General features: G+C 72.4%; 24 protein-coding genes. 16 read left to right on the top strand and 8 right to left on the bottom strand.

Features of this window, described 5'->3' with window-relative positions:
• Nucleotides 1-80: 80 nt before the first annotated feature.
• The 3 genes from QT381_RS06220 to rpsO all read left to right on the top strand — a co-directional run bounded on the left by QT381_RS06220 (nucleotide 81) and on the right by rpsO (nucleotide 1767).
• Nucleotides 81-791 (top strand): lysoplasmalogenase family protein, encoded by a 711-nt coding sequence (locus QT381_RS06220; protein WP_289247933.1) that lies wholly within the window; start codon nucleotides 81-83, stop codon nucleotides 789-791.
• Nucleotides 792-795: 4 nt separating this feature from the next.
• On the top strand, nucleotides 796-1380 hold the full coding sequence (locus QT381_RS06215) for an HdeD family acid-resistance protein (RefSeq protein WP_289247932.1): 585 nt from the start codon (nucleotides 796-798) through the stop codon (nucleotides 1378-1380).
• Nucleotides 1381-1497: 117 nt separating this feature from the next.
• Entirely contained in the window at nucleotides 1498-1767 is a 270-nt protein-coding gene (gene rpsO, locus QT381_RS06210; protein ID WP_289247931.1) for a 30S ribosomal protein S15, read from the top strand.
• Between the two features lie 127 nt (nucleotides 1768-1894).
• Here rpsO and QT381_RS06205 read toward each other — a convergent pair whose 3' ends face one another.
• A complete protein-coding gene (locus QT381_RS06205; protein WP_289247930.1) occupies nucleotides 1895-2374 on the bottom strand; it encodes a hypothetical protein in 480 nt (159 codons plus the stop codon).
• A 221-nt stretch (nucleotides 2375-2595) separates the two neighbouring features.
• Between QT381_RS06205 and QT381_RS06200 the strand changes: the two genes are divergently transcribed.
• A complete protein-coding gene (locus tag QT381_RS06200) occupies nucleotides 2596-2997 on the top strand; it encodes a hypothetical protein (protein ID WP_289247929.1) in 402 nt (133 codons plus the stop codon).
• A 38-nt stretch (nucleotides 2998-3035) separates the two neighbouring features.
• On the opposite strand, the gene QT381_RS06195 is transcribed toward QT381_RS06200, so the two are convergent.
• On the bottom strand, nucleotides 3036-3560 hold the full coding sequence (locus tag QT381_RS06195) for an O-acetyl-ADP-ribose deacetylase (protein WP_289247928.1): 525 nt from the start codon (nucleotides 3558-3560) through the stop codon (nucleotides 3036-3038).
• A 25-nt stretch (nucleotides 3561-3585) separates the two neighbouring features.
• Between QT381_RS06195 and QT381_RS06190 the strand changes: the two genes are divergently transcribed.
• The 3 genes from QT381_RS06190 to QT381_RS06180 all read left to right on the top strand — a co-directional run bounded on the left by QT381_RS06190 (nucleotide 3586) and on the right by QT381_RS06180 (nucleotide 6309).
• Nucleotides 3586-4341, top strand: a complete 756-nt coding sequence (locus QT381_RS06190; RefSeq protein ID WP_289247927.1) for a fructosamine kinase family protein — start codon at nucleotides 3586-3588, stop codon at nucleotides 4339-4341.
• 79 nt (nucleotides 4342-4420) lie between these two features.
• Nucleotides 4421-5647, top strand: a complete 1227-nt coding sequence (locus QT381_RS06185) for an LLM class flavin-dependent oxidoreductase (protein WP_289247926.1) — start codon at nucleotides 4421-4423, stop codon at nucleotides 5645-5647.
• A 5-nt stretch (nucleotides 5648-5652) separates the two neighbouring features.
• The gene (locus QT381_RS06180; protein WP_289247925.1) at nucleotides 5653-6309 is read left to right on the top strand and encodes an FMN reductase; all 657 of its coding nucleotides are present in this window, start codon (nucleotides 5653-5655) and stop codon (nucleotides 6307-6309) included.
• Nucleotides 6310-6337: 28 nt separating this feature from the next.
• Here the strand turns inward: QT381_RS06180 and QT381_RS06175 are convergent, their stop codons facing one another.
• Both QT381_RS06175 and QT381_RS06170 read right to left on the bottom strand, forming a co-directional pair.
• The gene (locus tag QT381_RS06175) at nucleotides 6338-6517 is read right to left on the bottom strand and encodes a DUF5302 domain-containing protein (protein WP_289247924.1); all 180 of its coding nucleotides are present in this window, start codon (nucleotides 6515-6517) and stop codon (nucleotides 6338-6340) included.
• Nucleotides 6510-7421, bottom strand: a complete 912-nt coding sequence (locus QT381_RS06170) for a LysR family transcriptional regulator (protein WP_289247923.1) — start codon at nucleotides 7419-7421, stop codon at nucleotides 6510-6512. Before QT381_RS06170 ends, QT381_RS06175 begins: the two co-directional genes overlap by 8 nt.
• Before the next feature lie 152 nt (nucleotides 7422-7573).
• On the opposite strand from QT381_RS06170, the gene QT381_RS06165 reads away from it, so the two are divergent.
• The gene (locus QT381_RS06165) at nucleotides 7574-8725 is read left to right on the top strand and encodes an MFS transporter (RefSeq protein WP_289247922.1); all 1152 of its coding nucleotides are present in this window, start codon (nucleotides 7574-7576) and stop codon (nucleotides 8723-8725) included.
• 82 nt (nucleotides 8726-8807) lie between these two features.
• On the top strand, nucleotides 8808-9281 hold the full coding sequence (locus QT381_RS06160; protein WP_289247921.1) for a VanZ family protein: 474 nt from the start codon (nucleotides 8808-8810) through the stop codon (nucleotides 9279-9281).
• Between the two features lie 32 nt (nucleotides 9282-9313).
• Here QT381_RS06160 and QT381_RS06155 read toward each other — a convergent pair whose 3' ends face one another.
• Nucleotides 9314-11545: an LLM class flavin-dependent oxidoreductase gene (locus tag QT381_RS06155; protein ID WP_289247920.1), complete on the bottom strand. Its 2232-nt coding sequence runs from the start codon at nucleotides 11543-11545 to the stop codon at nucleotides 9314-9316.
• Nucleotides 11546-11621: 76 nt separating this feature from the next.
• Between QT381_RS06155 and QT381_RS06150 the strand changes: the two genes are divergently transcribed.
• Both QT381_RS06150 and QT381_RS06145 read left to right on the top strand, forming a co-directional pair.
• Nucleotides 11622-12131: a MarR family winged helix-turn-helix transcriptional regulator gene (locus tag QT381_RS06150; RefSeq protein ID WP_289247919.1), complete on the top strand. Its 510-nt coding sequence runs from the start codon at nucleotides 11622-11624 to the stop codon at nucleotides 12129-12131.
• Nucleotides 12132-12544: 413 nt separating this feature from the next.
• A complete protein-coding gene (locus tag QT381_RS06145; RefSeq protein WP_289247918.1) occupies nucleotides 12545-14842 on the top strand; it encodes a polyribonucleotide nucleotidyltransferase in 2298 nt (765 codons plus the stop codon).
• A gap of 91 nt (nucleotides 14843-14933) precedes the next feature.
• Here the strand turns inward: QT381_RS06145 and QT381_RS06140 are convergent, their stop codons facing one another.
• The gene (locus QT381_RS06140; RefSeq protein WP_289247917.1) at nucleotides 14934-15458 is read right to left on the bottom strand and encodes a YbhB/YbcL family Raf kinase inhibitor-like protein; all 525 of its coding nucleotides are present in this window, start codon (nucleotides 15456-15458) and stop codon (nucleotides 14934-14936) included.
• Between the two features lie 217 nt (nucleotides 15459-15675).
• On the opposite strand from QT381_RS06140, the gene QT381_RS06135 reads away from it, so the two are divergent.
• Nucleotides 15676-16635, top strand: a complete 960-nt coding sequence (locus QT381_RS06135; protein ID WP_289247916.1) for an aldo/keto reductase — start codon at nucleotides 15676-15678, stop codon at nucleotides 16633-16635.
• A gap of 28 nt (nucleotides 16636-16663) precedes the next feature.
• Here the strand turns inward: QT381_RS06135 and QT381_RS06130 are convergent, their stop codons facing one another.
• A complete protein-coding gene (locus tag QT381_RS06130) occupies nucleotides 16664-17317 on the bottom strand; it encodes a TetR/AcrR family transcriptional regulator (protein ID WP_289247915.1) in 654 nt (217 codons plus the stop codon).
• 266 nt (nucleotides 17318-17583) lie between these two features.
• Here QT381_RS06130 and QT381_RS06125 point away from each other — a divergent pair, with 266 nt between their 5' ends.
• From QT381_RS06125 to QT381_RS06110, 4 genes are all read left to right on the top strand, one after another.
• Nucleotides 17584-18924, top strand: a complete 1341-nt coding sequence (locus QT381_RS06125; protein WP_289247913.1) for a M16 family metallopeptidase — start codon at nucleotides 17584-17586, stop codon at nucleotides 18922-18924.
• 53 nt (nucleotides 18925-18977) lie between these two features.
• On the top strand, nucleotides 18978-19580 hold the full coding sequence (locus tag QT381_RS06120) for a histidine phosphatase family protein (RefSeq protein WP_289247912.1): 603 nt from the start codon (nucleotides 18978-18980) through the stop codon (nucleotides 19578-19580).
• Between the two features lie 88 nt (nucleotides 19581-19668).
• On the top strand, nucleotides 19669-19992 hold the full coding sequence (locus QT381_RS06115) for an ArsR/SmtB family transcription factor (protein WP_289247910.1): 324 nt from the start codon (nucleotides 19669-19671) through the stop codon (nucleotides 19990-19992).
• On the top strand, nucleotides 19989-20315 hold the full coding sequence (locus QT381_RS06110) for an SRPBCC domain-containing protein (RefSeq protein ID WP_289247909.1): 327 nt from the start codon (nucleotides 19989-19991) through the stop codon (nucleotides 20313-20315). The genes QT381_RS06115 and QT381_RS06110 overlap by 4 nt, the downstream gene beginning before the upstream one ends.
• Here QT381_RS06110 and QT381_RS06105 read toward each other — a convergent pair.
• Nucleotides 20275-20802 (bottom strand): GNAT family N-acetyltransferase, encoded by a 528-nt coding sequence (locus QT381_RS06105; RefSeq protein WP_289247908.1) that lies wholly within the window; start codon nucleotides 20800-20802, stop codon nucleotides 20275-20277. The two genes, QT381_RS06110 and QT381_RS06105, sit on opposite strands and share 41 nt — an antisense overlap.
• Nucleotides 20803-20819: the final 17 nt, after the last annotated feature.

The following is a 20819-nucleotide window of genomic DNA, read 5'->3' as shown; positions in this document are numbered from 1 at the left end:
CGACCCATTGAACCGTACGAGGGTGACGTCGGAGCGCGACTGTGGAGGGGTCTCCCACGTCGCCCCGGTAGGGTGTGGCCATGTCGACACGAACTCATGTCCGTGCGTTCGCGCCGTTCATCGCCCTCGCGGTGCTGCACGTGGTCGTCCTCGTGTCGCGGATCCCGATCGCGAACGCCTCGCTCGGCACCAAGGCGCTCCTCATGCCGGCGCTCGCGCTCGCTGCCGGCCGGCTGCTGCGCGGCTCGCACCCGGGTGCCCGCGCGCGTCTGGCGCTCGCGCTCGCCCTCGCGCTGTCCTGGGCGGGGGATGTCCTGGTCGGCATGCCCGGAGACGGATTCGTCGTCGGGCTCGCAGCGTTCCTGCTCGCCCTCGTCGGCTACACGGTCGTCATCGGGCGCTGGGCCGGGGTGTCGCGGCCGCGGGCCTGGGCGCTCGTCTACCCGGCCTGGTACGCGGCACTCCTCATCGTGCTGCTGCCGTATGTCGGCGCGCTCGCCGCGCCCATCGTCGTCTACGGGCTCGCGCTCGGCACGCTCGCGATCGTCGCATCCGGGGCCGGCCGGGTCATCGCGGCGGGCGGCGCCGTGTTCCTGGCGAGCGACACCCTGCTCGCGCTCAAGCTCTTCCTGCCCGGGTTCGCCGGGTCGGTCTGGCAGGTCGACGCGATCATCATGGTGCTCTACGCCGTCGGCCAGGGTCTGCTCGTCGCCGGGATCGTGCGCCGGCTCTCCCGGACAGCCCTCGCGCAGCGCGCTCTCGCGCGTCGCGCGACCCGGATGCCAGACTGAGCGCGTGAGCACCCCCGAACCCGGAACCCCGTCGACCGATCGGCCCGTCGTGGTCGACCTCGCGTGGCTGCGCCGCGTGCACCGCGGTCAGATCATCGCGCTCGCGATCGTCGGGCTCGTGCTCGGCATCGTGGGCTTCGTCTTCCCGGTCGCGGCCGTCGCGACGATCGCCGTCATCTTCGGCGCGTCGCTCGTCGCGATCGGGCTGTTCCGCATCCTGCTCGCGATCGTGTCGGTCGGCGCCGGAGCGGCGATGCGCTGGCTGAGCGCGGTGCTCGGGCTGTTCATCGTCATCGCGGGCGTCGTCACGCTGTCCCGGCCGTACGAGTCGATCCTCATCCTCGCGTTCGTGATCGGCACCGCCTGGATCCTCGATGGCGTCACCGACTTCATGCTCGGCCTGCGCGGGGTCGTGCAGCCGCGCTGGTTCGGCTTCCTGAGCGGCATCGTGTCGATCGCGGCCGGTGTCGCGTTCTTCGTGCTGCCCGCGACCTCGACGCTCGTGCTGCTGCACATCGGCTCGATCCTGCTCGTCGCCGTCGCGGTGACGACCCTCCTCACCCTCCCGCGCGCGCCGAAGCGCGCGTAGCCGCGCCCCGCGCATCCGCTCTGGTAGGCTGTTGCGGTTGCCGTTCGAACGGCCGCGGATAAAGAGAGCTCGCGCAGCAGGCGCCGGGCACCGCGCAACGAGGGAAAGGGGTTCTGCATGCCGCTGGCACCAGACGCCAAGAAGGCCATCATCGACGAGTACGCCACCGCTCCCGGTGACACGGGGAGCCCCGAGGTGCAGGTCGCACTCCTGACCGCTCGCATCAAGGACCTCACCGAGCACCTCAAGGAGCACAAGCACGACCACCACTCGCGTCGTGGGCTGCTCCTCCTGGTGGGTCAGCGTCGTCGTCTCCTGGGCTACCTCCAGGACATCGACATCAACCGCTACCGCTCGCTCATCGAGCGCCTCGGACTGCGCCGATAACTCGGCCGCCGATCTTGGCACGACGCCCGTCGCCTCGGAGGCGGCGGGCGTCGTGGCGTTGGTGCGGGCGCGCGCCCGGCGCTCCAGTGCGCGTGCAGGGGCTGGAGTGCGGGCTGGTTCGCGGGGCTCAGCGCTTGCGCGTGAGCTCGTGCTTGAGCCGGCCCCAACCGGTGAGCTTCGGCTCCGCGGACCCCGCGCTCGCGTCCCGGACGCCGGACGGGATCGGGGCACCGGCGCCGACGAGCTCGCGGGAGTGCGGCGCGGTCGCGTTCCGGGCACCGTCGTGCTCGACGACGTCTGCCGCATCCGTCGCCTGCGGTAGCGAAGTCGGCTGGGACGTTGCGGTCGGGACCCGCGGTGCCGTCGGGTGCGCGAGTGGCTGCGGCTGCGGGTGCGGCAGCGTCGTCGGGTGCGACAGCGTCGGGGGCGTGCTCGCGCCCTTGAGCGCGGGCTGACCGGCGTCCGACCACCAGTCGAAGAACTCCCGCGCGGCAGTGCTCTCGTGCGCGATCGACTCGGGCGTGCTGAACGCCCGGTGTGCGCCGCGTCGCGCCGTGAACCCGTCGTCCGGGAACATCTGCAGGAACTGGTCGAAGGTGACGGTCATGAGGAACCCCCGTGCATTCGCGTGGTGCGGTGGTGCCATCGCCGTCCCCGCGGCGATGTGCGACGAGGGTATCAACCCCCACTCCTTCGCGGGTAGACCGAGCGGAGCACTCCCAGCCGTGCGCTCCGAACGCCGCCGCCCCCCCGGCCCGCGCTGCCCGGGTCCTCCGTCCGCGGGCAGGTCCTCCGTCCGCTGGCGCACGCGCCCGTAGAGTCGCGAGCGTGTCCGAGACCGACTACCCGAGAACGGATGCCGGCGCGGGCAGCCTGCGCGACTACCGGTACGACCTCGTCCCCGCCAACCGGCGCGTGACGATGACGCTCGCGGGCAGCGACCCCGCGCAGGAGGAGATCGCGCGCATCGCGACGCTCGGCGAGCCGCGCGCGTTCGTCGGCAAGCGGACGATCGAGGAGGAGCGCACCGATGCCCCCGTCGCCGTGCGGATCTTCTCCGATCGCAGCATGTCCGGCGTGGTCGGCTACGTGCCGCGCGGACTCGAGTCCGTCGTGCTCGAGGCGGTCGCCCGGCTCGAGCGCTCCGGCGAGGACTCCCGCCTGCCCGTGAAGCTCACGCGCACCCGTCGCGGGTGGCGCGTCGTGCTGCTGCTCGGCCTCACCCGCTGAACGCCCGCCGCGCCCCGTCGGCCGGGGGGACGGCGCGGTCAGGGCCGTTCCGTAGCCCGCCCCGGTGCGGCCTCGAACGCCGCGAGCGCGTCCGCGCTGAACAGCACGAACGTCGCGAGCTCGACATCCGTGTTCGCGGCCGCGACGGTCGAGACGGCGATTCGCGCCGCGTCGTCCATCGGCCAGCCGTACACGCCGGCGCTCACCGCGGGGAACGCGATCGTGCGCGCGCTGAGCTCGTCGGCGACCGCGAGGCAGCGCCGGTAGCAGCTCGCGAGCAGGCCGGAGTGGTCGGTGGCCTTCGCCCAGACCGGGCCGACCGTGTGGATCACCCAGCGCGCCGGGAGCCGGCCGGCGATGGTCGCGACGGCGTCGCCGGTGGGCAGGCCGTCGGGCAGGGTCGTCTCGCGCAGGTGCCGGCACTCGGCCAGGATCTCGGGACCGCCCGCACGGTGGATCGCGCCGTCCACGCCCCCGCCGCCGAGCAGCGTGTGGTTCGCGGCGTTGACGATGGCGTCGGCCGTGAAGGCCGTGATGTCGCCGCGGATGAGGTCGATGCGCACACCATGACGCTAGAGACTGGTGCGCATGGGGTTCGTCAAACGCTCAGCGAGCGCGCCCGCGGGGTTCTTCGAGGCCGAGGCGGCCGGGCTCGCGTGGCTCGCCGAGGCGGAGGAGTGCGGCGGATGCCGCATCGCCCGGGTCGAGAGCGCGGCCCCGGACGCGATCGAGCTCGAGCGCGTGACCGAGGGCCGCGCGACCCCGGCCGCGGCCCGCGCCTTCGGCGCGGCGCTCGCCCGCACCCACGGGGCCGGTGCGCCGGGGTTCGGCTGGGCGCCGGGCGACGGCCCGATCTTCATCGGCAGCCGGGAGATGCCGCGCACGACGGCCGCGCGGTGGGGAGAGTTCTACGCGAGCGGCCGGGTCGAGCCGTTCCTCGACATCGCCGTGCGCGCGGGAAGCCTGCGCGACGCCGGGCTCGTGCGCGAGGCGTGCGCGCTCGTCGCGAGCGGGGCGTTCGACGACGACGCCCCGCCCGCGCGTATCCACGGCGACCTGTGGAACGGCAACGTCCTCTGGGCTCCCGACGGCGTCGTGCTCATCGACCCGGCGGCGCACGGCGGTCACGGTGAGACGGACCTCGCGATGCTCGCGCTGTTCGGCTGTCCGTATCTCGAGACGGTGATCGCCGGGTACGAGGCGGTGCGACCGCTGCGCGCCCGGTGGCGCGAGCGGGTGCCGGTGCACCAGCTGCATCCGCTCGCCGTGCACGCGGCCGGTCACGGTCCGCACTACGGCGTGGCGCTCGAGGATGCCGCGCGCCGCACCCTCGCGCTCGGCTGATCCGGGCCCGGGAATATCTCCCCCTGGCCAGTGTTGTATGCATTTGCATAGACTTGCGAGCGAGAGGGAAGAGGACCCCATGAGCGAGACGACGGCACCGGCCACGGAGAGCGGCGTGCAGTTCGGCATCTTCTCGGTGAGCGACATCACCGAGGACCCGACGACGCGCCACACGCCGAGCGAGTCGGAGCGCATCCGCGACATCGTGCGCGTAGCGAGGCACGCCGAGGAGGTCGGGCTCGACGTCTTCGCGCTCGGCGAGCACCACAACCCGCCGTTCTTCTCGTCGAGCCCGACCACGACGCTCGCGTACATCGGCGCCCAGACCGAGCGCATCATCCTGTCCACGGCGACGACGCTCATCACCACGAACGACCCGGTGAAGATCGCCGAGGACTTTGGCATGCTGCAGCACCTCACGGGCGGGCGCGTCGACCTCGTCATGGGCCGCGGCAACACCGGCCCCGTCTACCCGTGGTTCGGCAAGGACATCCGCGAGGGGCTCCCGCTCACGATCGAGAACTACGCGCTGCTGCGCAAGCTGTGGAGCGAGGACGTCGTCGACTGGGAGGGCCAGTACCGCACCCCGCTGCACGGCTTCACGGCGACGCCGCGACCCCTCGACGGAGTGGCCCCGTTCGTCTGGCACGGCAGCATCCGCAGCCCCGAGATCGCCGAGCAGGCCGCGTACTACGGCGACGGCTTCTTCGCGAACAACATCTTCTGGCCGAAGGAGCACTACATGCGCCTGATCGGGCTGTACCGCCAGCGCTACGCGCACTACGGTCACGGCACTCCCGAGCAGGCCATCGTCGGCCTCGGCGGTCAGGCGTTCATGCGCGCCAACTCGCAGGATGCGGTGAACGAGTTCCGCCCGTACTTCGACAACGCCCCGGTCTACGGCCACGGCCCGTCGATGGAGGACTTCACCGAGATGACGCCTCTCACCGTGGGCTCGCCGCAGCAGGTCATCGATCGCTACGCGGCGATGCGCGACCATTACGGCGACTACCAGCGCCAGCTGTTCCTCGTCGACCACGCCGGCCTGCCCGTGAAGACCGTGCTGGAGCAGCTCGACCTGCTCGGCGGCGAGGTCGTGCCCGCGCTGCGTCGCGAGTTCGCCACGAACCGGCCCGCGGATGTCCCTGCCGGGCCCACGCACGCGGCTCGCGTCACCGCGGTGTACGGCGACGGTCCCGCGCGCGAGTTCCGCCCGGGCGCGGTCGGCGGCAACAACCTCACGATCGGCTCGCCCTACCAGGACGCGCCGGCATCCGTCGGGGCCGACGCGACGGCGGGGGAGTGATCGCGATGACCACCGCATCCTCCGCTCGCCGCGTCGCCGTGATCTCGGCGGGTCTCTCGAACCCGTCGTCGACGCGGATGCTCGCCGACCGCCTCACGGCGGCGACCGGCGCCCGGCTGGCCGAGCTCGGCATCGAGGTGAGCGCCGACGTGATCGAGCTGCGCGACCTCGCGCACGACATCACGAACAACCTGCTCACCGGGTTCGCCCCGCCGGCGCTCGAGAGCGCGCTCAACAGCGTGTACTCCGCCGACGGCATCATCGCCGTGACGCCGATCTTCTCGACGAGCTACTCGGGCCTGTTCAAGTCGTTCATCGACGTGCTCGACCCCGACGCGCTCACCGGCAAGCCCGTGCTGATCGGGGCGAACGCGGGCACGGCCCGGCACTCGCTCGCGATCGACTACGCCATCCGCCCGCTGTTCGCCTACCTGCACGCGGCACCGGTCTCGACCGGCGTGTTCGCGGCGTCGTCGGACTGGGGCGCGACGGCCGACGGGGTCGCACCGCTCGGCGCCCGCGTCGAGCGCGGCGCGCGCGAGTTCGCGGAGGCGATCGCGCGCCTGCCGCGCGCGGTGGAGTCGGATCCGTTCGACCCGGACAGCTACCTCGGCGAGGGCCGCTCCTTCGGGCACCTGCTCGGCGGCCTGTCCGGAGAGTAGGCGTTCCGGCTCGCCCGGCGGGCGGGGCTCAGCTGCTCTTGCGGCGGAACTCGCGCTTGCCGCCGGCGCGTGCCGCCGTGTGGTGCACGGACGAGTCGCCGTCGAGGTGCGCCGCGCGCTCCGTCTGCGACCGCTTCTTGCGCTCGAGCGCCTCGCGGAACTTGCGCTTCACGTCATCCTCGGCAGCGGGCCGCGCGTCGTCATCCATGCCTTGACCGTAGTGCAGGAGGCCGCGCCGCGGCCCGATCGGCGAAGCGGCTGGAGATGAGGTCGCGCAGCGCGACGGCCGCCGCGCTGGGACGCGGGCGGGTGACGAGACTCAGCGGCCAGTCGAGCCTCGGCGTCACGGGCACCGCGACGACGCGCTCGTCGAGCGTCACGATCGCGAGCGGGGCGAGCGCGACGCCGAAGCCGGCTGCGACGAACGGCACGATGTCGCTGACGGATGCGACCTCGGTGGCGACCCGTCGGGCGAGCCGCTGCGCGGCGAGCGCGCGTTCGACGACGACGCGATTGGCGAACCCGCTCGCCGTGTCGACGAACGGCTCGTCGGCGACGTCCGCCAGCCGCACGCTCGACCGCGCTGCGAGCGGATGCCCGCGGGGCAGGATCGCGGTCACCGTCGCGTGGAACAGCGGCGTGGTCTCGAGCCCCGCGAGATCCGTCGCCGGCAGGCCCATGAACGCGATGTCGACGCGACCGCGGCGCACGTCCTCGGCGAGCCCCGTGGAGCCGGTCGGCGACGCACCCAGTTGCAGGTCGACGTGCGGATGCCGGGTGCGGAACTCGGCGAGCGCGGCCGGCATGTCGAGCAGGTCGAGGTTCGCGAAGATGCCCACGCGCAGCTGTCCGCGCACGTCGCCCGTCACGGCGCGGTGCAGCCCGTCGACCGTATCGATGAGCTCGCGGGCCGGGGGCACGAGAGCCTCCCCGGCCGGGGTGAGGGCGACGCGCCGACCCGCGCGCTCGAACAGCTCGACGCCGAGCTCCGCCTCGAGGGCGCGCACGCCGGCCGAGATCGTCGACTGCACGACGTGGCTGCGGGCAGCCGCCCGCGTGAAGCTGAGCTCCTCGGCGACGGCGAGGAAGTACTCGAGCAGTCGCGTCTCCATCCATCGAGGATACCGATGGATTCGATCGACGACGTTCGTTGGACACGATGCGAAGGGCGCGCCACCATCGGAGCATGGCCGCGACCGCATCCACCCCAGCAACGGCGAGCTCCTCACCCGTCGGGCGACTGAGTCACGCGCGCGGATTCGTCGTGATCGCGCTCGCCTTCACGACCGCCATGGCGTTCTCGACGATCCCGACACCGCTGTACGCGCTCTACCAGGCGCGCGACGGCTTCCCCACCTACGTGGTGACGATCGTGTTCGCCGCCTACGCGGTCGGGGTGGCGATCAGCCTGTACCTGGCCGGTCACGTGAGCGACTGGCTGGGCCGTCGTCGCGTCATCCTCGTCGCGCTCGCGGTCGAACTGCTCGCGGCGGCGATCTTCCTGATCTGGCCGCAGGTGCCCGGTCTCATCGTCGCGCGATTCGTCTCGGGCGTCGGCATCGGCATCCTGACCGCGACGGCCACGGCGCACCTGAGCGAGCTGCACGCGGTCGCCCGCCCCGGTGCCGGCCCGAGCCGCGCCGGGGTCGTCTCGAGCCTGGCCAACATCGGCGGTCTGAGCCTCGGGCCGCTCATCGCCGGGCTCATCGCCACGTTCGCCCCCGCACCGCTCGTCACGCCGTTCGTCGTCTTCGCCGTTCTGCTCGTGCTCGGGGTGCTGTTCGTCGCGGGCGTGCCCGAGACCGTCGAGCGCGGCGAGGAGCGCCGCGCGTACCGCCCGCAGCGCGTCGCCGTGCCCGCGGCGGGTCGTGCGACCTTCTGGGCGGCGGGCGCCGGGGCGTTCGGCGGCTTCTCGATCTTCGGGTTGTTCATGTCGCTCACCCCGACCGTGCTCGCGGTGAGCATGGGCCTCACCGCGCGCTGGATCGCCGGCGGCGTGCCGTTCCTGTTCTTCGCGGCCGCGGCCCTCGCCCAGGTCGCGACGGTGCGGATGCCGCTCCGGCGTCAGCTGATCCTCGCGCTCGTGATGCTCGTCGTCGGCATCGTGCTGTTCACGGCGAGCGTGGTCATCGCGTTCCTGCCGCTGTTCCTCATCGGAGGGATCGTGGCCGGGGCGGGCGTCGGGGTGCTGTTCCGTTCGTCGCTCGGCGTCGGCGGCGCGCTCGCGCCCGCGGGCCGGCGGGGCGAGGTGCTCGCGGCGATCTTCCTCATCAGCTACGTCGGCCTGGCCGTGCCGACCCTGCTCATCGGCGTCGCCCTCGTCTGGTTCCCGCTCGTGCCGGTGCTGCTCGTGTTCGCCGTGCTCGTGCTCGCGCTCGCGCTCTGGGCGACGCCGCGGATGATCCGCCGGGCATGACGCGGCTGTGCCTCCCGCGTGCTCCCGCGTGCCTCCCGCGTGCCTGGCGTGGCCTCCCAGCTAACGCTGGCACGCTGGACGCATGTTCCGTCGGCATCCCGTGCTCACCGCGCTGACGGTCGTCTATCTCGGCGTCGTGGCATGGGTCACGCTCGGGCCGCAGCCGCTCGACGCGCAGCAGAGCGCGGTGCTGAACCGGATCATCGCCGAGCTCGCCCGGCATCCGTCACTCGACTGGCTCACCTATTCGCGCGTCGAGTTCCTCGCTAACGTCGCGATGTTCGTGCCGGTCGGGGTGTTCTTCCTGCTGCTCGTCGGCCGCCGGGCCTGGATCATGGCCGTGCTCGCGGGCATCGCGGCGACCTTCACGATCGAGTTCACGCAGCTGTTCCTGCCCACGCGCGTGCCCGACCCGCGGGACGTGATCGCGAACAGCGCGGGAGCTGCGATCGGCGTCGTGGCGGCGCTCATCGTCACGACCCCGGCTGCGTTGCGGGCGCGCCGCGCGCGAAACGCCCGCGAGTCGACGCGGATCGTCGTGACGGGGCGCTCGTGACGACGAGATGCGTCGTCTCAGCGGGCTGAGGGTCAGGGCCGGAGCAGCGCGAGGTCGATGTTGTCCCGGAACACGTTGTCGGGGTCGACGCGGGCCTTGAGCACGCGCAGGCGGCGCGCCGTGGCGGTCGGGAACGCGAGCGTGAGCCGCTCGGCGTCGAGCTTCGACTCGAACGAGATGTAGGCACCGGTCGCGTGTCGGGCGAGCGGCGCCCACGCCGCGTCGAGCTCGGCGTCATCGGAACCCATCGCGATCACCGAGAAGTTCGCGCTCCGGTCGGCGTACGGCGTCGCGTCGGCCGCGACATCCGCGACCGCGCCGCCCACCGCGCGCACCTGGAACCAGTGCGTCGCGCCCGAGTCGAGCAGCACGGCCGCGTCGGCGGCGAAACCCGGCGAGAGGCGGTCGACGAGGAGCGAGCGCGACACGGGCTCGCCGCGCCCGCGGTGCGGTTCGGTCGATGCGTTGCCCATGACGTCGGCGTAGCGTTGCAGGCGCACGTCCTGCTGCAGCAGCGGGGCGATGTCGGCGAGCGGCTGCAGGGCAGCGACGATCTCGTCCGGGTCGTCCGAGTCGACGAGCGAGAGCACCTGGGCCACGCGCGGCTGACCGGGACGGCGTCCGCCGATGAAGAGGTTCGGCGTGAGGATGCGGGGTGCCGCCTCGACGGCCGTGCCGAACCGCTCGAGGAAGCCCGCCGCATCCGAGGCGTCGAACGCGAACTGCGCGAACGCGATGTCCCCGACCGCATCGACGACGAACTCGAACGACGTGACGATGCCGAGCGCCGCGCCCGCGCCGCGGATGCCCCAGAACAGCTCGGGATCGGAGTCCGCGTCGACGCGCGTGACGGTGCCGTCGGCGAGCACGAGCTCCGCGGCGACGACGTGGTCGATCGTGAGGCCGTGCTCGCGGGCGAGCCAGCCGATGCCGCCCGCGGTCGCGAGCCCGCCGACGCCGACGCCGCCGTAGTCGCCGCTCGAGAGCGCCCAGCCGTGCGCTCCGAGGGCCGCCGCGACATCCGTCCAGCGCGCCCCGGCGCCGACGCGCACGCGCCGCGCGCGCTCGTCGAGCACGTCGATCGCGTCGAGGCGGCGCAGGTCGACGACGATGCCGCCGTCGTTCGTGCTCCGGCCGCTCACGCCGTGGCCGCCGCTGCGCACGCCGAGGGGGAGCGACGGATGCCGGCGCGCGAACGCGAGCGCCTCCCGCACCTGCGCGGCGTCGGCCGGTTCGAGCACGATGCCGGGGTCGCCGCCGCGGAGGTAGTTCGAGCGCACCGCGCCGAAGCGGAAGTCGCCGGGCTCGACGGCCGCGAGTCCCGCGGGCACGTCGTCGTAGGCGATGCCGGCGCGCCGCGCGGCGAGCGCGGCGGCGCTGCGCACGGGCGCGGTGCCGGTGCCGGTGCGCGCCCGCTCGGCGGCCACGAGCTCGCGCACCGCGGGGGCGACCTCGTCGCCGACGAGCCGCATGACGTCGGGGTCGTCGGTCGCGACGATGAACACGCTCTCGCCGTCCTCGAGCGCGAGGGTCGCGAGCTGCTCCACCCAGCCCGCGGTGCCGGACGCGGGGGCGACGTTGAGCAGCCGGCGGATCTCGCGCGGGTCGCGCCCGACGGATGCCGCCGCCTCGTCGATCGCCGCGTTGCCGTCGGCGAGCCGGCCGGGCTGCAGGTAGGCGTACGACGGCAGCCAGCCGTCGGCGCGGCGCCCGGTCAGCGCGAGCATCCGCGGCTTGTACGCCCCGAGCCAGATCGGAATCGGATGCGCCGGCCGCGGCCCGCGCTTGGCGCCGGTGGCGCGGTGGTAGCGACCGTCGACGCGCACGCCGCCGCGCGCATCCGTGTCCCAGATGCCGCGGATGATGTCGATGCCCTCCTCGAGCGCCGTGACGGCCTGCCCGGGCGTGAGGCGCTCGGCGCCCATCGCCTCGATGGCGTCCCAGAACGCGCCCGCGCCGAGCCCGAGGTCGAGCCGTCCGCCGGAGAGCAGGTCGAGGCTCGCAGCGGAGCGGGCGAGCACGGCGGGCTGGCGCAGCGGCAGGTTGAGCACGTTCGGGGCGATGCGGATGCGCTCGGTCTGCGCCGCGATGTAGCTCATGAGCGTCCAGGTGTCGTGGAACGCCGGCTGATACGGGTGGTCCTGGAACGTGACGAGGTCGAGCCCGACCTGCTCGGCGAGCCGCGCGAGCGCGACGGGTGCGCGGGGCGCGGCGTTCGTCGGGGTGATGAAGACGCCGAACGCGACGGCGTGACCGTAATCCATGGCTGAGCTCCTCCGGCGGCAGATCGTCTGTGCGACAACCTATCTGCTCGACAACGCATTCCGCTAACCTGATCCCATGACGGATGCGCCCGCCGCCGCAGCGGTCGAGCCCACGCTGGGCTGGTCGATCGGTGTCGTCTTCCGCGCCTGGCAGCAGCGCGTCTCGGGCGCCCTCGACTCGGTGCCGCACGCCGGGCGCGGCTACCAGATCCTCGAGACGCTCCGCGCCGCCTCCGAGCCGCCGACCCAGGCCGGTCTCGCCGGGCATCTCGGCATCGACCGCACCGTGCTCACCTACGTGCTCGACGACCTCGTCGACGCGGGCGTCGTCGAACGCCGAACGGATGCCGCCGATCGTCGCGTGCGCCGTCTCACCCTCACGGCCGCGGGCCGCGACTGCCTCGCCGCTCTCGACGCGCAGGTGGCGACCGCCGAGGCGGAGCTGTTCCCGGGACTCACCCGGCGCGATCGCGACGCGCTCGGCGCGCTGCTCCGGCGGGCGGCGACGGGCATCCACGCGGGCTCCGATCCGGAGCACGCCTGCACGGTGGTGCGCAGCATCCTCGAGCCGCGTTCCGCTGGTTGAGGAGCGCCCGAGCGCAGCGAGGACGCGTCTCGAAACCGTCCCTCGTGCCGTATTCCGCTGGTTGAGGAGCGCCCGAGCGCAGCGAGGACGCGTCTCGAAACCGTCCCGGGCGAACGAGGTCTCGAGACGCTGCCGCCGCCGCCGCGCGCCCCTCAACCAGCGAAGAAGGGTTCTCCGGTAGACTGGGCCGGCAACACCCGGAGCAGGTCGGCACGATGCTGGTCCACGGTGGTGGCTTTCCGAAGCGCCGTTCCCGACGGGAGCGCAGCGCGGTCGGAGGACTTCTACTGTTGACCAGGCGCGACGCCACCGACACGGTGCCGTGCGCGTACCCATGCGTCTGACTGCTTGTCTCCTGCTCCTCGAGCGTCGGTTCCACACGGGAACCGACCGAAAACAAAGAGGAGAACCCTGTGGAGGGTCCAGAAATCAAGTTCGCCGAGGCGACCATCGACAACGGTCGGTTCGGCACGCGCACCGTCCGGTTCGAGACCGGCCGGCTCGCGCAGCAGGCGCAGGGGGCCGTCGCGGCCTACCTCGATGAGGAGACGATGATCCTCAGCGCGACGAGCGCCGGCAAGAGCCCACGGGAGGGCTTCGACTTCTTCCCGCTCACCGTCGACGTCGAGGAGCGGTCGTACGCGGCCGGCAAGATCCCCGGCTCGTTCTTCCGTCGCGAGGGTCGCCCGTCGACCGAGGCGATCCTGGTCTGCCGTCTCATCGACCGGCCGCTGCGCCCGACGTTCGTCGAGGGCCTGCGCAACGAGGTGCAGATCGTCATCACGGTGCTCTCGATCGCACCCGACGAGTTCTACGACGCGCTCGCGATCAACGCGGCATCCGCGTCGACGCAGATCTCGGGACTGCCGTTCTACGGCCCCGTCGCCGGCGTGCGCCTCGCGCTCATCCCCGGCTTCGGCACGGAGCCCGACCAGTGGGTCGCGTTCCCGAGGTTCAGCCAGCTCTCCGAGGCCGTCTTCGACCTCACGGTCGCGGGCCGCAAGGTCACGCTCGCCGACGGCACCGAGGACATCGCGATCATGATGGTCGAGGCCGAGGCCACCGAGGCGAGCTACGACCTGATCAAGGCGGGCGCCACGAAGCCTGACGAGGGCATCGTCGCGCAGGGCCTCGAGGCGGCCAAGCCGTTCCTCAAGGCGCTCGTCGAGGCGCAGGAGTCGCTCGCGACCCAGGCCGCCAAGCCGATCGCGGACTACCCGCTGTTCCCGCCGTACGCGAAGCAGACCTACGACGTCGTCGCGGGCCTCGCCTACGACGAGCTCAAGGGCGTCTACACGATCGCCGACAAGATCGAGCGCCAGAACGCGGATGACGCCCTCAAGGCGCGCGTGAAGGCCGCGGTCGCCGAGAAGGTCGCCGAAGGCTCGCTCCCGGCCGAGGCGAACGGCGAGGTCAGCGCGGCCTACAAGTCGGTCACCAAGCTCATCGTGCGCGGTCGCATCCTCACCGACGGCATCCGCATCGACGGCCGTGGCCTGACCGACATCCGTGCCCTCGACGCCGAGGTGGAGGTCATCCCGCGCGTGCACGGCTCGGCCATCTTCCAGCGCGGCGAGACGCAGATCCTCGGCGTCACGACGCTCAACATGCTCAAGATGGAGCAGCAGATCGACTCGCTGAGCCCGATCACCAAGAAGCGCTACGTGCACCACTACAACTTCCCGCCCTACTCGACCGGTGAGACCGGCCGGGTCGGGTCGCCGAAGCGTCGCGAGATCGGGCACGGCTTCCTCGCGGAGCGCGCGCTCGCGCCCGTGCTGCCGACGCGCGAGGAGTTCCCGTACGCGATCCGCCAGGTGTCCGAGGCGCTCGGCTCCAACGGCTCGACCTCGATGGGCTCCGTCTGCGCCTCGACGCTGTCGCTGCTCAACGCGGGCGTGCCGCTGCGCGCCCCCGTCGCGGGCATCGCCATGGGCCTCGTCTCCGACGAGATCGACGGCCAGACCCGCTACGCCGCCCTCACCGACATCCTCGGTGCGGAGGACGCGCTCGGCGACATGGACTTCAAGGTCGCCGGCACCTCCGAGTACGTGACCGCGATCCAGCTCGACACGAAGCTCGCGGGCCTCCCCTCGAGCGTGCTCGACGGCGCGCTCAAGCAGGCGAAGGAGGCCCGCACGGCCATCCTCGCGGTCATCAACCAGGCGATCGACGGCCCGGACGAGATGGCGCCGACCGCGCCGCGCGTCATCAGCGTGCAGATCCCCGTCGACAAGATCGGCGAGCTGATCGGCCCGAAGGGCAAGACGATCAACGGCATCCAGGACGAGACCGGCGCCGACATCTCCATCGAGGAGGACGGCACCGTCTACATCGGCGCCGTCGACGGCCCGTCGGCCGAGGCCGCGCGTGCGCAGGTCAACGCGATCGCGAACCCCTCGAACCCCGAGGTCGGCGAGCGGTTCCTCGGCACCGTCGTGAAGCTCGCGACCTTCGGCGCGTTCGTGTCGCTCACCCCCGGCAAGGACGGCCTTCTGCACATCAGCGAGGTGCGCAAGCTCGCCGGCGGCAAGCGCGTCGAGAACGTCGAGGACGTGCTCGGCGTCGGCCAGAAGATCCAGGTCGAGATCACCAAGGTCGACGACCGCGGCAAGCTCTCGCTCGCGCCGGTGATCGAGGAGGCCGTGGCCGCCGACACCGACAGCTCCGCTGCCGCCTCGGAGGGCCCGGAGGCCCCCGCCGAGGGCTGAGCCCTCGCCGCACCATCCGACGGCCCGTCCCGCATCGCGCGGGGCGGGCCGTCGTCATCCGTGGCGCCGGGTGCGCCGTGCCCGGGTGCCGCTAGGGGGTGACCGAGGTCGCGACGAGGTGTGCCCGCGCGACGATGCTCTCCCGCATCAGGAACCCGAGCACCGCGGGCGTCGCACCCGGCGGCACCGAGAGCTCCGCGGTGTCGAGCGCGCTGAGCGTGAAGAAATACCGGTGCACGCCGTGGCCCGCGGGCGGCGCGGCGCCGATGTAGCGCTCCGTGCGCATCTCGTTCGGCAGCGTGACCGTGCCCGCGGGCAGCAGCCCCGCATCCGGGTCGCCGGCTCCGGCGGGCAGCGCGCTCGTGTCGCCCGGGATGCCGAAGACGGCCCAGTGCCAGAACCCGCTGCCGGTCGGCGCGTCGGGGTCGTAGACCGTGAGGGCGTAGCCGCGCGTCTCGGCGGGCGCCCCCGACCAGGCCAGGGCGGGGGAGCGGTCCTCGCCGCCGGCGTCGCCGCCCCGGGCCCACGACGGCAGCGCGGCGCCGTCGACGACGTCCGGGCTGGTGAGCGTGAAGCTCGGCACCTCGGGCAGGTTCAAGTACGGGTCGTTCGCCATGGGGGACTCCTTCTCCGTTCGGGATCCCTGCCACCCTCGCACGCGATCACCCGCGCCGCCAGAGCGCGGCCGAAGAGCGGATGCGGCTCCCACCGGCCGCTCATCCGCACGGTTCGATAACGATGCGCGAGCCGTACCGATCCGTTCGGGTCGAGCGCTATATTTCCGGGAACGATCGGTGATCCGAGCCGATCCGCACCGCGAGATGAGGACGCCCGTGCCCGACGGACCGGCGGTAGCCGCGACCACGCGGACCCGCCTGCGGCGCGTGGGCTCGAGCGACCTCACGGTCTTCCCGCTCGCGATGAGCGGCAACGTGTTCGGCTGGACCACCGACGGGCCGACGACGGAGGCGATCCTCGACGTCTACGCGGCGGGCGGCGGCAACTTCATCGACACCGCGGACTCCTACGCCTCGGGGCGCAGTGAGTTCATGATCGGCAGCTGGATGCGCTCCCGCGGCAACCGGGACGACCTCGTGGTCGCCACGAAGATCGGCAAGAGCGTCGACCACCCGGGCCTCGGCGCGCGCGCCATCACGCGCGCCGTGAACGCGTCGCTCGAGCGGCTCCGCACGGACCGCATCGATCTGCTCTACCTGCACGTCGACGACTCCGAGGTGCCGTTCGACGAGACGCTGCTCGCCGTGGACGCGCTCATCGGCGCCGGCAAGGTGCGTTACTTCGGCGGCTCGGACCACACCGGCGACCGGCTCATCGAGGCGCGGATCGCGTGCGGCCAGCTCGGCGTCGCGCCGATGATCGCGCTGCAGAACCGCTACAACCTCATGCACCGCGCCGAGTACGAGGGCGACCTGGCTCGGGTGGCGCGCTCGCAGGAGCTCGGCGTGATGCCGCGCTTCGCCCTCGCGAGCGGGTTCCTCACCGGCAAGTACCGCTCCCGGGCCGACCTCGACGAGGGCACCCGCGGCACGGAGGTCGCCCGCTACCTGACCAAGCGCGGGATGCGCGTGCTCGCGTCCCTCGACCACATCGCGGCCGCGCACGAGGTGCCGGTGGCATCCGTCGCCCTCGCCTGGCTGCTGAGCAAGCCCTACGTCGTGGCGCCGGTCGCGTCGGCGAGCCAGCCCTCGCAGGTCGCCGCGCTCCTGCAGGCGCCGACCGTGCAGCTGACGCGCGCGCAGGTGGCCGAGCTGGACCGGATCAGCGCGGTCTGACCGCTCCGCCGGGAGCCCCGGTCGGCCGTCAGGCCTTCGCGGCCGCGACGACGTGCTCGAACACGCGCGAGAGCGCCGCGGATGCCGCGGTCGGGTCGCCCGCGTAGCCACCGGACTGCGCGCCGTCCATCGCGAGGATGAGCTCGTCGGCCGCGTCGCCCGGCATCCGGTGGCCGAGGTCGCCGACGAGGCCGACCAGCACATCCGTCAGCCAGTCGCGGTGGGACTGCACGCGGCGGCGCACCTCGTGCGCCGGATCGGGGAACTCGGCCGCGGCGTTGAGGAACGCGCAGCCGCGGAAGCGCGGGGCGCCGATGTCGGTCGTGAGCACGGCGAGCAGGGAGCGCAGCGCGTCCTCGGGGCCGGACGCGAGCTCGACGGTCGACGACACGAGGCTGACCATCGCCCGGTGCCGGCCGTCGATGTAGTCGAGGATGAGGCGGTCCTTCGAGCCGTAGTGCTTGTAGAAGGTCGCCTTCGTGACCGACGACGCGCTGATCAGCCGGTCGACGCCGACGGTGCGGATGCCGTCCTCGTAGAACAGCACGTTCGCGGTCTCGAGGATGCGCACCTTCGCCCACGGCGAGCGCTGCGCGGCGATGCTTCGGTCGGCACTGATCGGGTCGGTGCTGATCGGGTCGGTGCTGATCGGGTCGGTGCTGATCGGGTCGGCGAGGGTCATCGGCTGCTCCTGGGATAGCTGGTCCGAGGACACGACCGCGCCCGGACCCTATTGGGGGCCGGGTCCGGGCGCGATGCCGCTCATCGGGTTTCGCGGCTCCGGGTGGCTTACGGGTGCCACCCAGAATCTCGTGTCGCCCATGACGTTAGCACTGCGGACAGACAGAGTTGTCTGTCCTCATCTCCCCAAAAGGAGGGCCACTCGGAAAGCATCGCGACGCGCCCCCGCGCGGTCGCCAGGGGCCGGACCGCCTAGGCTCGGGTGCGATGAACGGTGCCGTGCCCCTGCCCCTCGACCAGGCCGATCTGCGGATCACCGCATCCGGGGGCACTCTCGTGCGCCGCAGCGTGCTGCCCAGCGGCGTGCGCGTGCTCACCGAACGCGTGCCCGGGGCGGCGAGCGCGACCGCGGGCATCTGGGTCGCGGTCGGCTCGCGCGACGAGCAGCCGGAGACCTACGGGTCCACGCACTTCCTCGAGCACCTGCTGTTCAAGGGCACCCCCGCACGCTCCGCGCTCGACATCGCGGTGAGCTTCGACGCGGTCGGCGGCGAGCACAACGCGATGACCGCGAAGGAGTACACCTGCTACTACGCGAAGGTGCGCGATCAGGATCTGCCGATGGCCGTCGACGTGCTCACCGACATGGTGGTCTCGTCGCTGCTCGACCCGCTGGAGTTCGAGACGGAGCGGGGGGTCATCCTCGAGGAGCTCGCGATGGCCGACGACGACCCGGCGGATGTGGCGAGCGAGCGGTTCTTCGAGGCCGTGCTCGGCGACCACCCGCTCGGCCGCCCGATCGGCGGGAGCCCGGAGGCGATCGCCGCCGTGAGCCGGGATGCCGTGCTCGGGCACTACCGGGCGAACTACCGTCCGCAGGACCTCGTCGTGACCGTCGCGGGCGCCGTCGACCACGACGAGCTGGTCGCGCGCATCCAGGCCGCGCTCGTGCTCGCGGGCTGGGACCTCTCGCTCGACGCCGCTCCGGTGGCGCGCCGGATAGCGCTTCCGCCGGTGCTCGCCGCGGCATCCGCGCCGGTGATCGTGGAGCGCCCGCTCGAGCAGGTCAACCTCATCCTCGGCACCACGGGGCTCACCGCCCTCGACGACGACCGTCCGACGCTCGCCGTGCTGAGCTCGATCCTCGGCGGCGGCATGTCGAGCCGGCTGTTCCAGGAGGTGCGCGAGAAGCGCGGTCTCGCGTACTCGGTGTACTCGTTCACGCCGTCGTACAGCGACGCCGGGCTCGTCGGGATGTACGCGGGCTGCTCGCCCGCGAAGGCGCCGCAGGTCGTCGACCTCATGCTCGAGCAGTTCCGCGCGCTCGCGAGCGACGGGGTGACGGATGAGGAGGTCGCGCGCGCTCTCGGCCAGCTGGGCGGGGCATCCGCCCTCGCCCTCGAGGACTCGGACACCCGGATGACGCGGCTCGGCCGGGCCGAGATCACCGTCGGCGAGTTCCTCGACCTCGACGAGTCGCTGCGACGGCTCGCCCGGGTGACGCCGGACGGCGTCCGTGAACTCGCCGCCGACCTCGTGTCGCGTCCGCTCGCCCTCGCCGCCGTCGGTAGCGTCGATGCGGGTGTTCTGGCGGTGCCGGCGGTCTGAGGCTTCCCGCCCGGGACCCCACCGGTGCGGAGCCCGAGTACGGAGGAACGACGATGTCCCGATATCTCTACCTGGTGCGGCACGGCGAGCAGCAGGACGCCGAGTACGGCCTGCCCGACGGGCCGCTCTCGCCGCGCGGCGTGCGGCAGGTGCAGGCGCTCGCGCACCGGCTCGGCGGGGTGCCGTTCGACGCGGCGTGGCACTCGCCGCTGCAGCGCGCCGCGGAGACCGCGCGCATCATGACCGAGCGGATGCCGGCGCTCACCTCCCAGCCGTCCGCGCTGCTGTTCGACTGCTATCCCTCCGGCCCGACGTCCGGCATGCCGCACGCGTTCGACCCGTTCTTCGGCGGCATCACGCCCGCTGAGATCGAGGCGGGGGAGGCGCAGATGGCGGATGCCGTGGCCGAGTTCTTCGCGCCGGCCGCGGGGGACCGCCACGAGCTGCTCATCACGCACAACTTCGTGATCGGCTGGTTCGTGCGCGAGGTGCTCGGCGCGCCGGCCTGGCGCTGGCTGGGGCTCAACGTCGCGAACGCCGCGCTCACGATCATCCGGGTGCGCAGCGCGAAGCCGTCCGCCCTGCTCACCTTCAACGACCTCGGCCACCTGCCGCCCGAGCTGCGCACCGGGCTGCCGGTCGAGCAGCCCTACTGACGGGCTCGGTGGTCGAGGAGCGCGTGACGGAGTCGCGGCGTGGCCGTGGCGATTGACAGGTGACTCATCAGTCACCTATTCTGTCGCCGTGAGCACCGACGCCGTCATCGCGGCAATCGCCGACCCCACGCGGCGACGGCTGCTTGACGCCCTCCGCGACGAGGACGGGCAGCCGATCGCAGCGCTCACCGACCGCGTCGCGCCCCTCGGCCGCCACGTCGTGCTCAAGCACATCCGGATCCTCGAGGCCGCTGGGCTCGTCGTCACCCGCAAGACGGGGCGACAACGGCGCTGCTACCTCAACGCAGTGCCGATAGTGCAGCTCGCCGAGCGGTGGATCGACGACTTCGGTGCGCGCGCCGCGTCCGGGCTGACCGCATTGAAACGAGAACTGGAAGGAACCGAGCCATGACCGAGAACCGCGTGTTCCGCGTGCGCATCGCCGCTTCGCCCGAGCTGACCTGGGCCGCCATCACCTCGCCGGCGAGGACGAAGCGCTGGTACTTCGACTCAGAGATCCGCACGACGTGGGAAGTCGGCTCGCCGGTCGACTACGTCCGCGGGGACGCGCTTCAGATCACAGGCAGGACGTGGGAGGTCGAGCCAGACGGGGACGGCTGCACGGTCACGCTCCTGCACACCGGAGCCTACGGCCAGGAGACCGCCGACGGCTCGCAGCACATCGTCGACGCACTCAAGGCCTACCTCGAGGCGGAGCCTCAGCGGCGCGCGTAGCCCGCTCCAACCGCTTCGCGAACCAGTGCGTCGCGTTCGGGTTGTCGTTGTACGGCTCGATGTCCGCGTAGCCGCTCGAGCGGTAGAGCGACCCGGCGGCGACGAGCGTCGCGTTCGTGTCGAGCACGATCTCGCGGGCGCCGAAGCCGATCGCGCGACGTTCGAGCTCGGCGAGCAGGGCGCGGCCGAGCCCGCGCCCGCGGGTCGACTCGCGCATGAAGAGGTGCTTGATCTCGAATCGCACGGCGCCGTCGGGCGCGTCGGCGATGCGGCGCACGCCGCCGCATCCCACGCTCGGCCTGCGAGTGCCGGCATCCGTGTCGTCGACGACGAGGAAGACGCCCGCCGGAGGCACGAACATCGTCGGATCCGGGAAGACGACCCGGTAGCTGCCGCGCGCGAACGTGATCTCGCGGCTGTGGAAGTACTCGGTGAGCAGCTCCAGCACCTCGGCGCTGTCGGCCGGCCGGGCACGGAACTCCACCATGGGGACCAGCCTAGGCC

This window comes from Galbitalea sp. SE-J8 (genome assembly GCF_030345695.1).
Taxonomy (GTDB): domain Bacteria; phylum Actinomycetota; class Actinomycetes; order Actinomycetales; family Microbacteriaceae; genus JAUASV01.
Note: the sequence above shows the minus strand (reverse complement) of the source record. Positions and strands in the feature narration are given on the sequence as shown.

Coding starts and splice junctions, on each gene's coding strand:
- QT381_RS06205 (WP_289247930.1), bottom strand. CDS start 2,374: ATGACCGTCACCTTCGACCAGTTCCTGCAGATGTTCCCGGACGACGGG.
- QT381_RS06190 (WP_289247927.1), top strand. CDS start 3,586: ATGGGGTTCGTCAAACGCTCAGCGAGCGCGCCCGCGGGGTTCTTCGAG.
- QT381_RS06170 (WP_289247923.1), bottom strand. CDS start 7,421: ATGGAGACGCGACTGCTCGAGTACTTCCTCGCCGTCGCCGAGGAGCTC.
- QT381_RS06175 (WP_289247924.1), bottom strand. CDS start 6,517: ATGGATGACGACGCGCGGCCCGCTGCCGAGGATGACGTGAAGCGCAAG.
- QT381_RS06180 (WP_289247925.1), top strand. CDS start 5,653: ATGACCACCGCATCCTCCGCTCGCCGCGTCGCCGTGATCTCGGCGGGT.
- QT381_RS06105 (WP_289247908.1), bottom strand. CDS start 20,802: ATGGTGGAGTTCCGTGCCCGGCCGGCCGACAGCGCCGAGGTGCTGGAG.
- QT381_RS06130 (WP_289247915.1), bottom strand. CDS start 17,317: ATGACCCTCGCCGACCCGATCAGCACCGACCCGATCAGCACCGACCCG.
- QT381_RS06110 (WP_289247909.1), top strand. CDS start 19,989: ATGACCGAGAACCGCGTGTTCCGCGTGCGCATCGCCGCTTCGCCCGAG.
- QT381_RS06120 (WP_289247912.1), top strand. CDS start 18,978: ATGTCCCGATATCTCTACCTGGTGCGGCACGGCGAGCAGCAGGACGCC.
- QT381_RS06140 (WP_289247917.1), bottom strand. CDS start 15,458: ATGGCGAACGACCCGTACTTGAACCTGCCCGAGGTGCCGAGCTTCACG.
- QT381_RS06185 (WP_289247926.1), top strand. CDS start 4,421: ATGAGCGAGACGACGGCACCGGCCACGGAGAGCGGCGTGCAGTTCGGC.
- rpsO (WP_289247931.1), top strand. CDS start 1,498: ATGCCGCTGGCACCAGACGCCAAGAAGGCCATCATCGACGAGTACGCC.
- QT381_RS06125 (WP_289247913.1), top strand. CDS start 17,584: ATGAACGGTGCCGTGCCCCTGCCCCTCGACCAGGCCGATCTGCGGATC.
- QT381_RS06160 (WP_289247921.1), top strand. CDS start 8,808: ATGTTCCGTCGGCATCCCGTGCTCACCGCGCTGACGGTCGTCTATCTC.
- QT381_RS06155 (WP_289247920.1), bottom strand. CDS start 11,545: ATGGATTACGGTCACGCCGTCGCGTTCGGCGTCTTCATCACCCCGACG.
- QT381_RS06150 (WP_289247919.1), top strand. CDS start 11,622: ATGACGGATGCGCCCGCCGCCGCAGCGGTCGAGCCCACGCTGGGCTGG.
- QT381_RS06220 (WP_289247933.1), top strand. CDS start 81: ATGTCGACACGAACTCATGTCCGTGCGTTCGCGCCGTTCATCGCCCTC.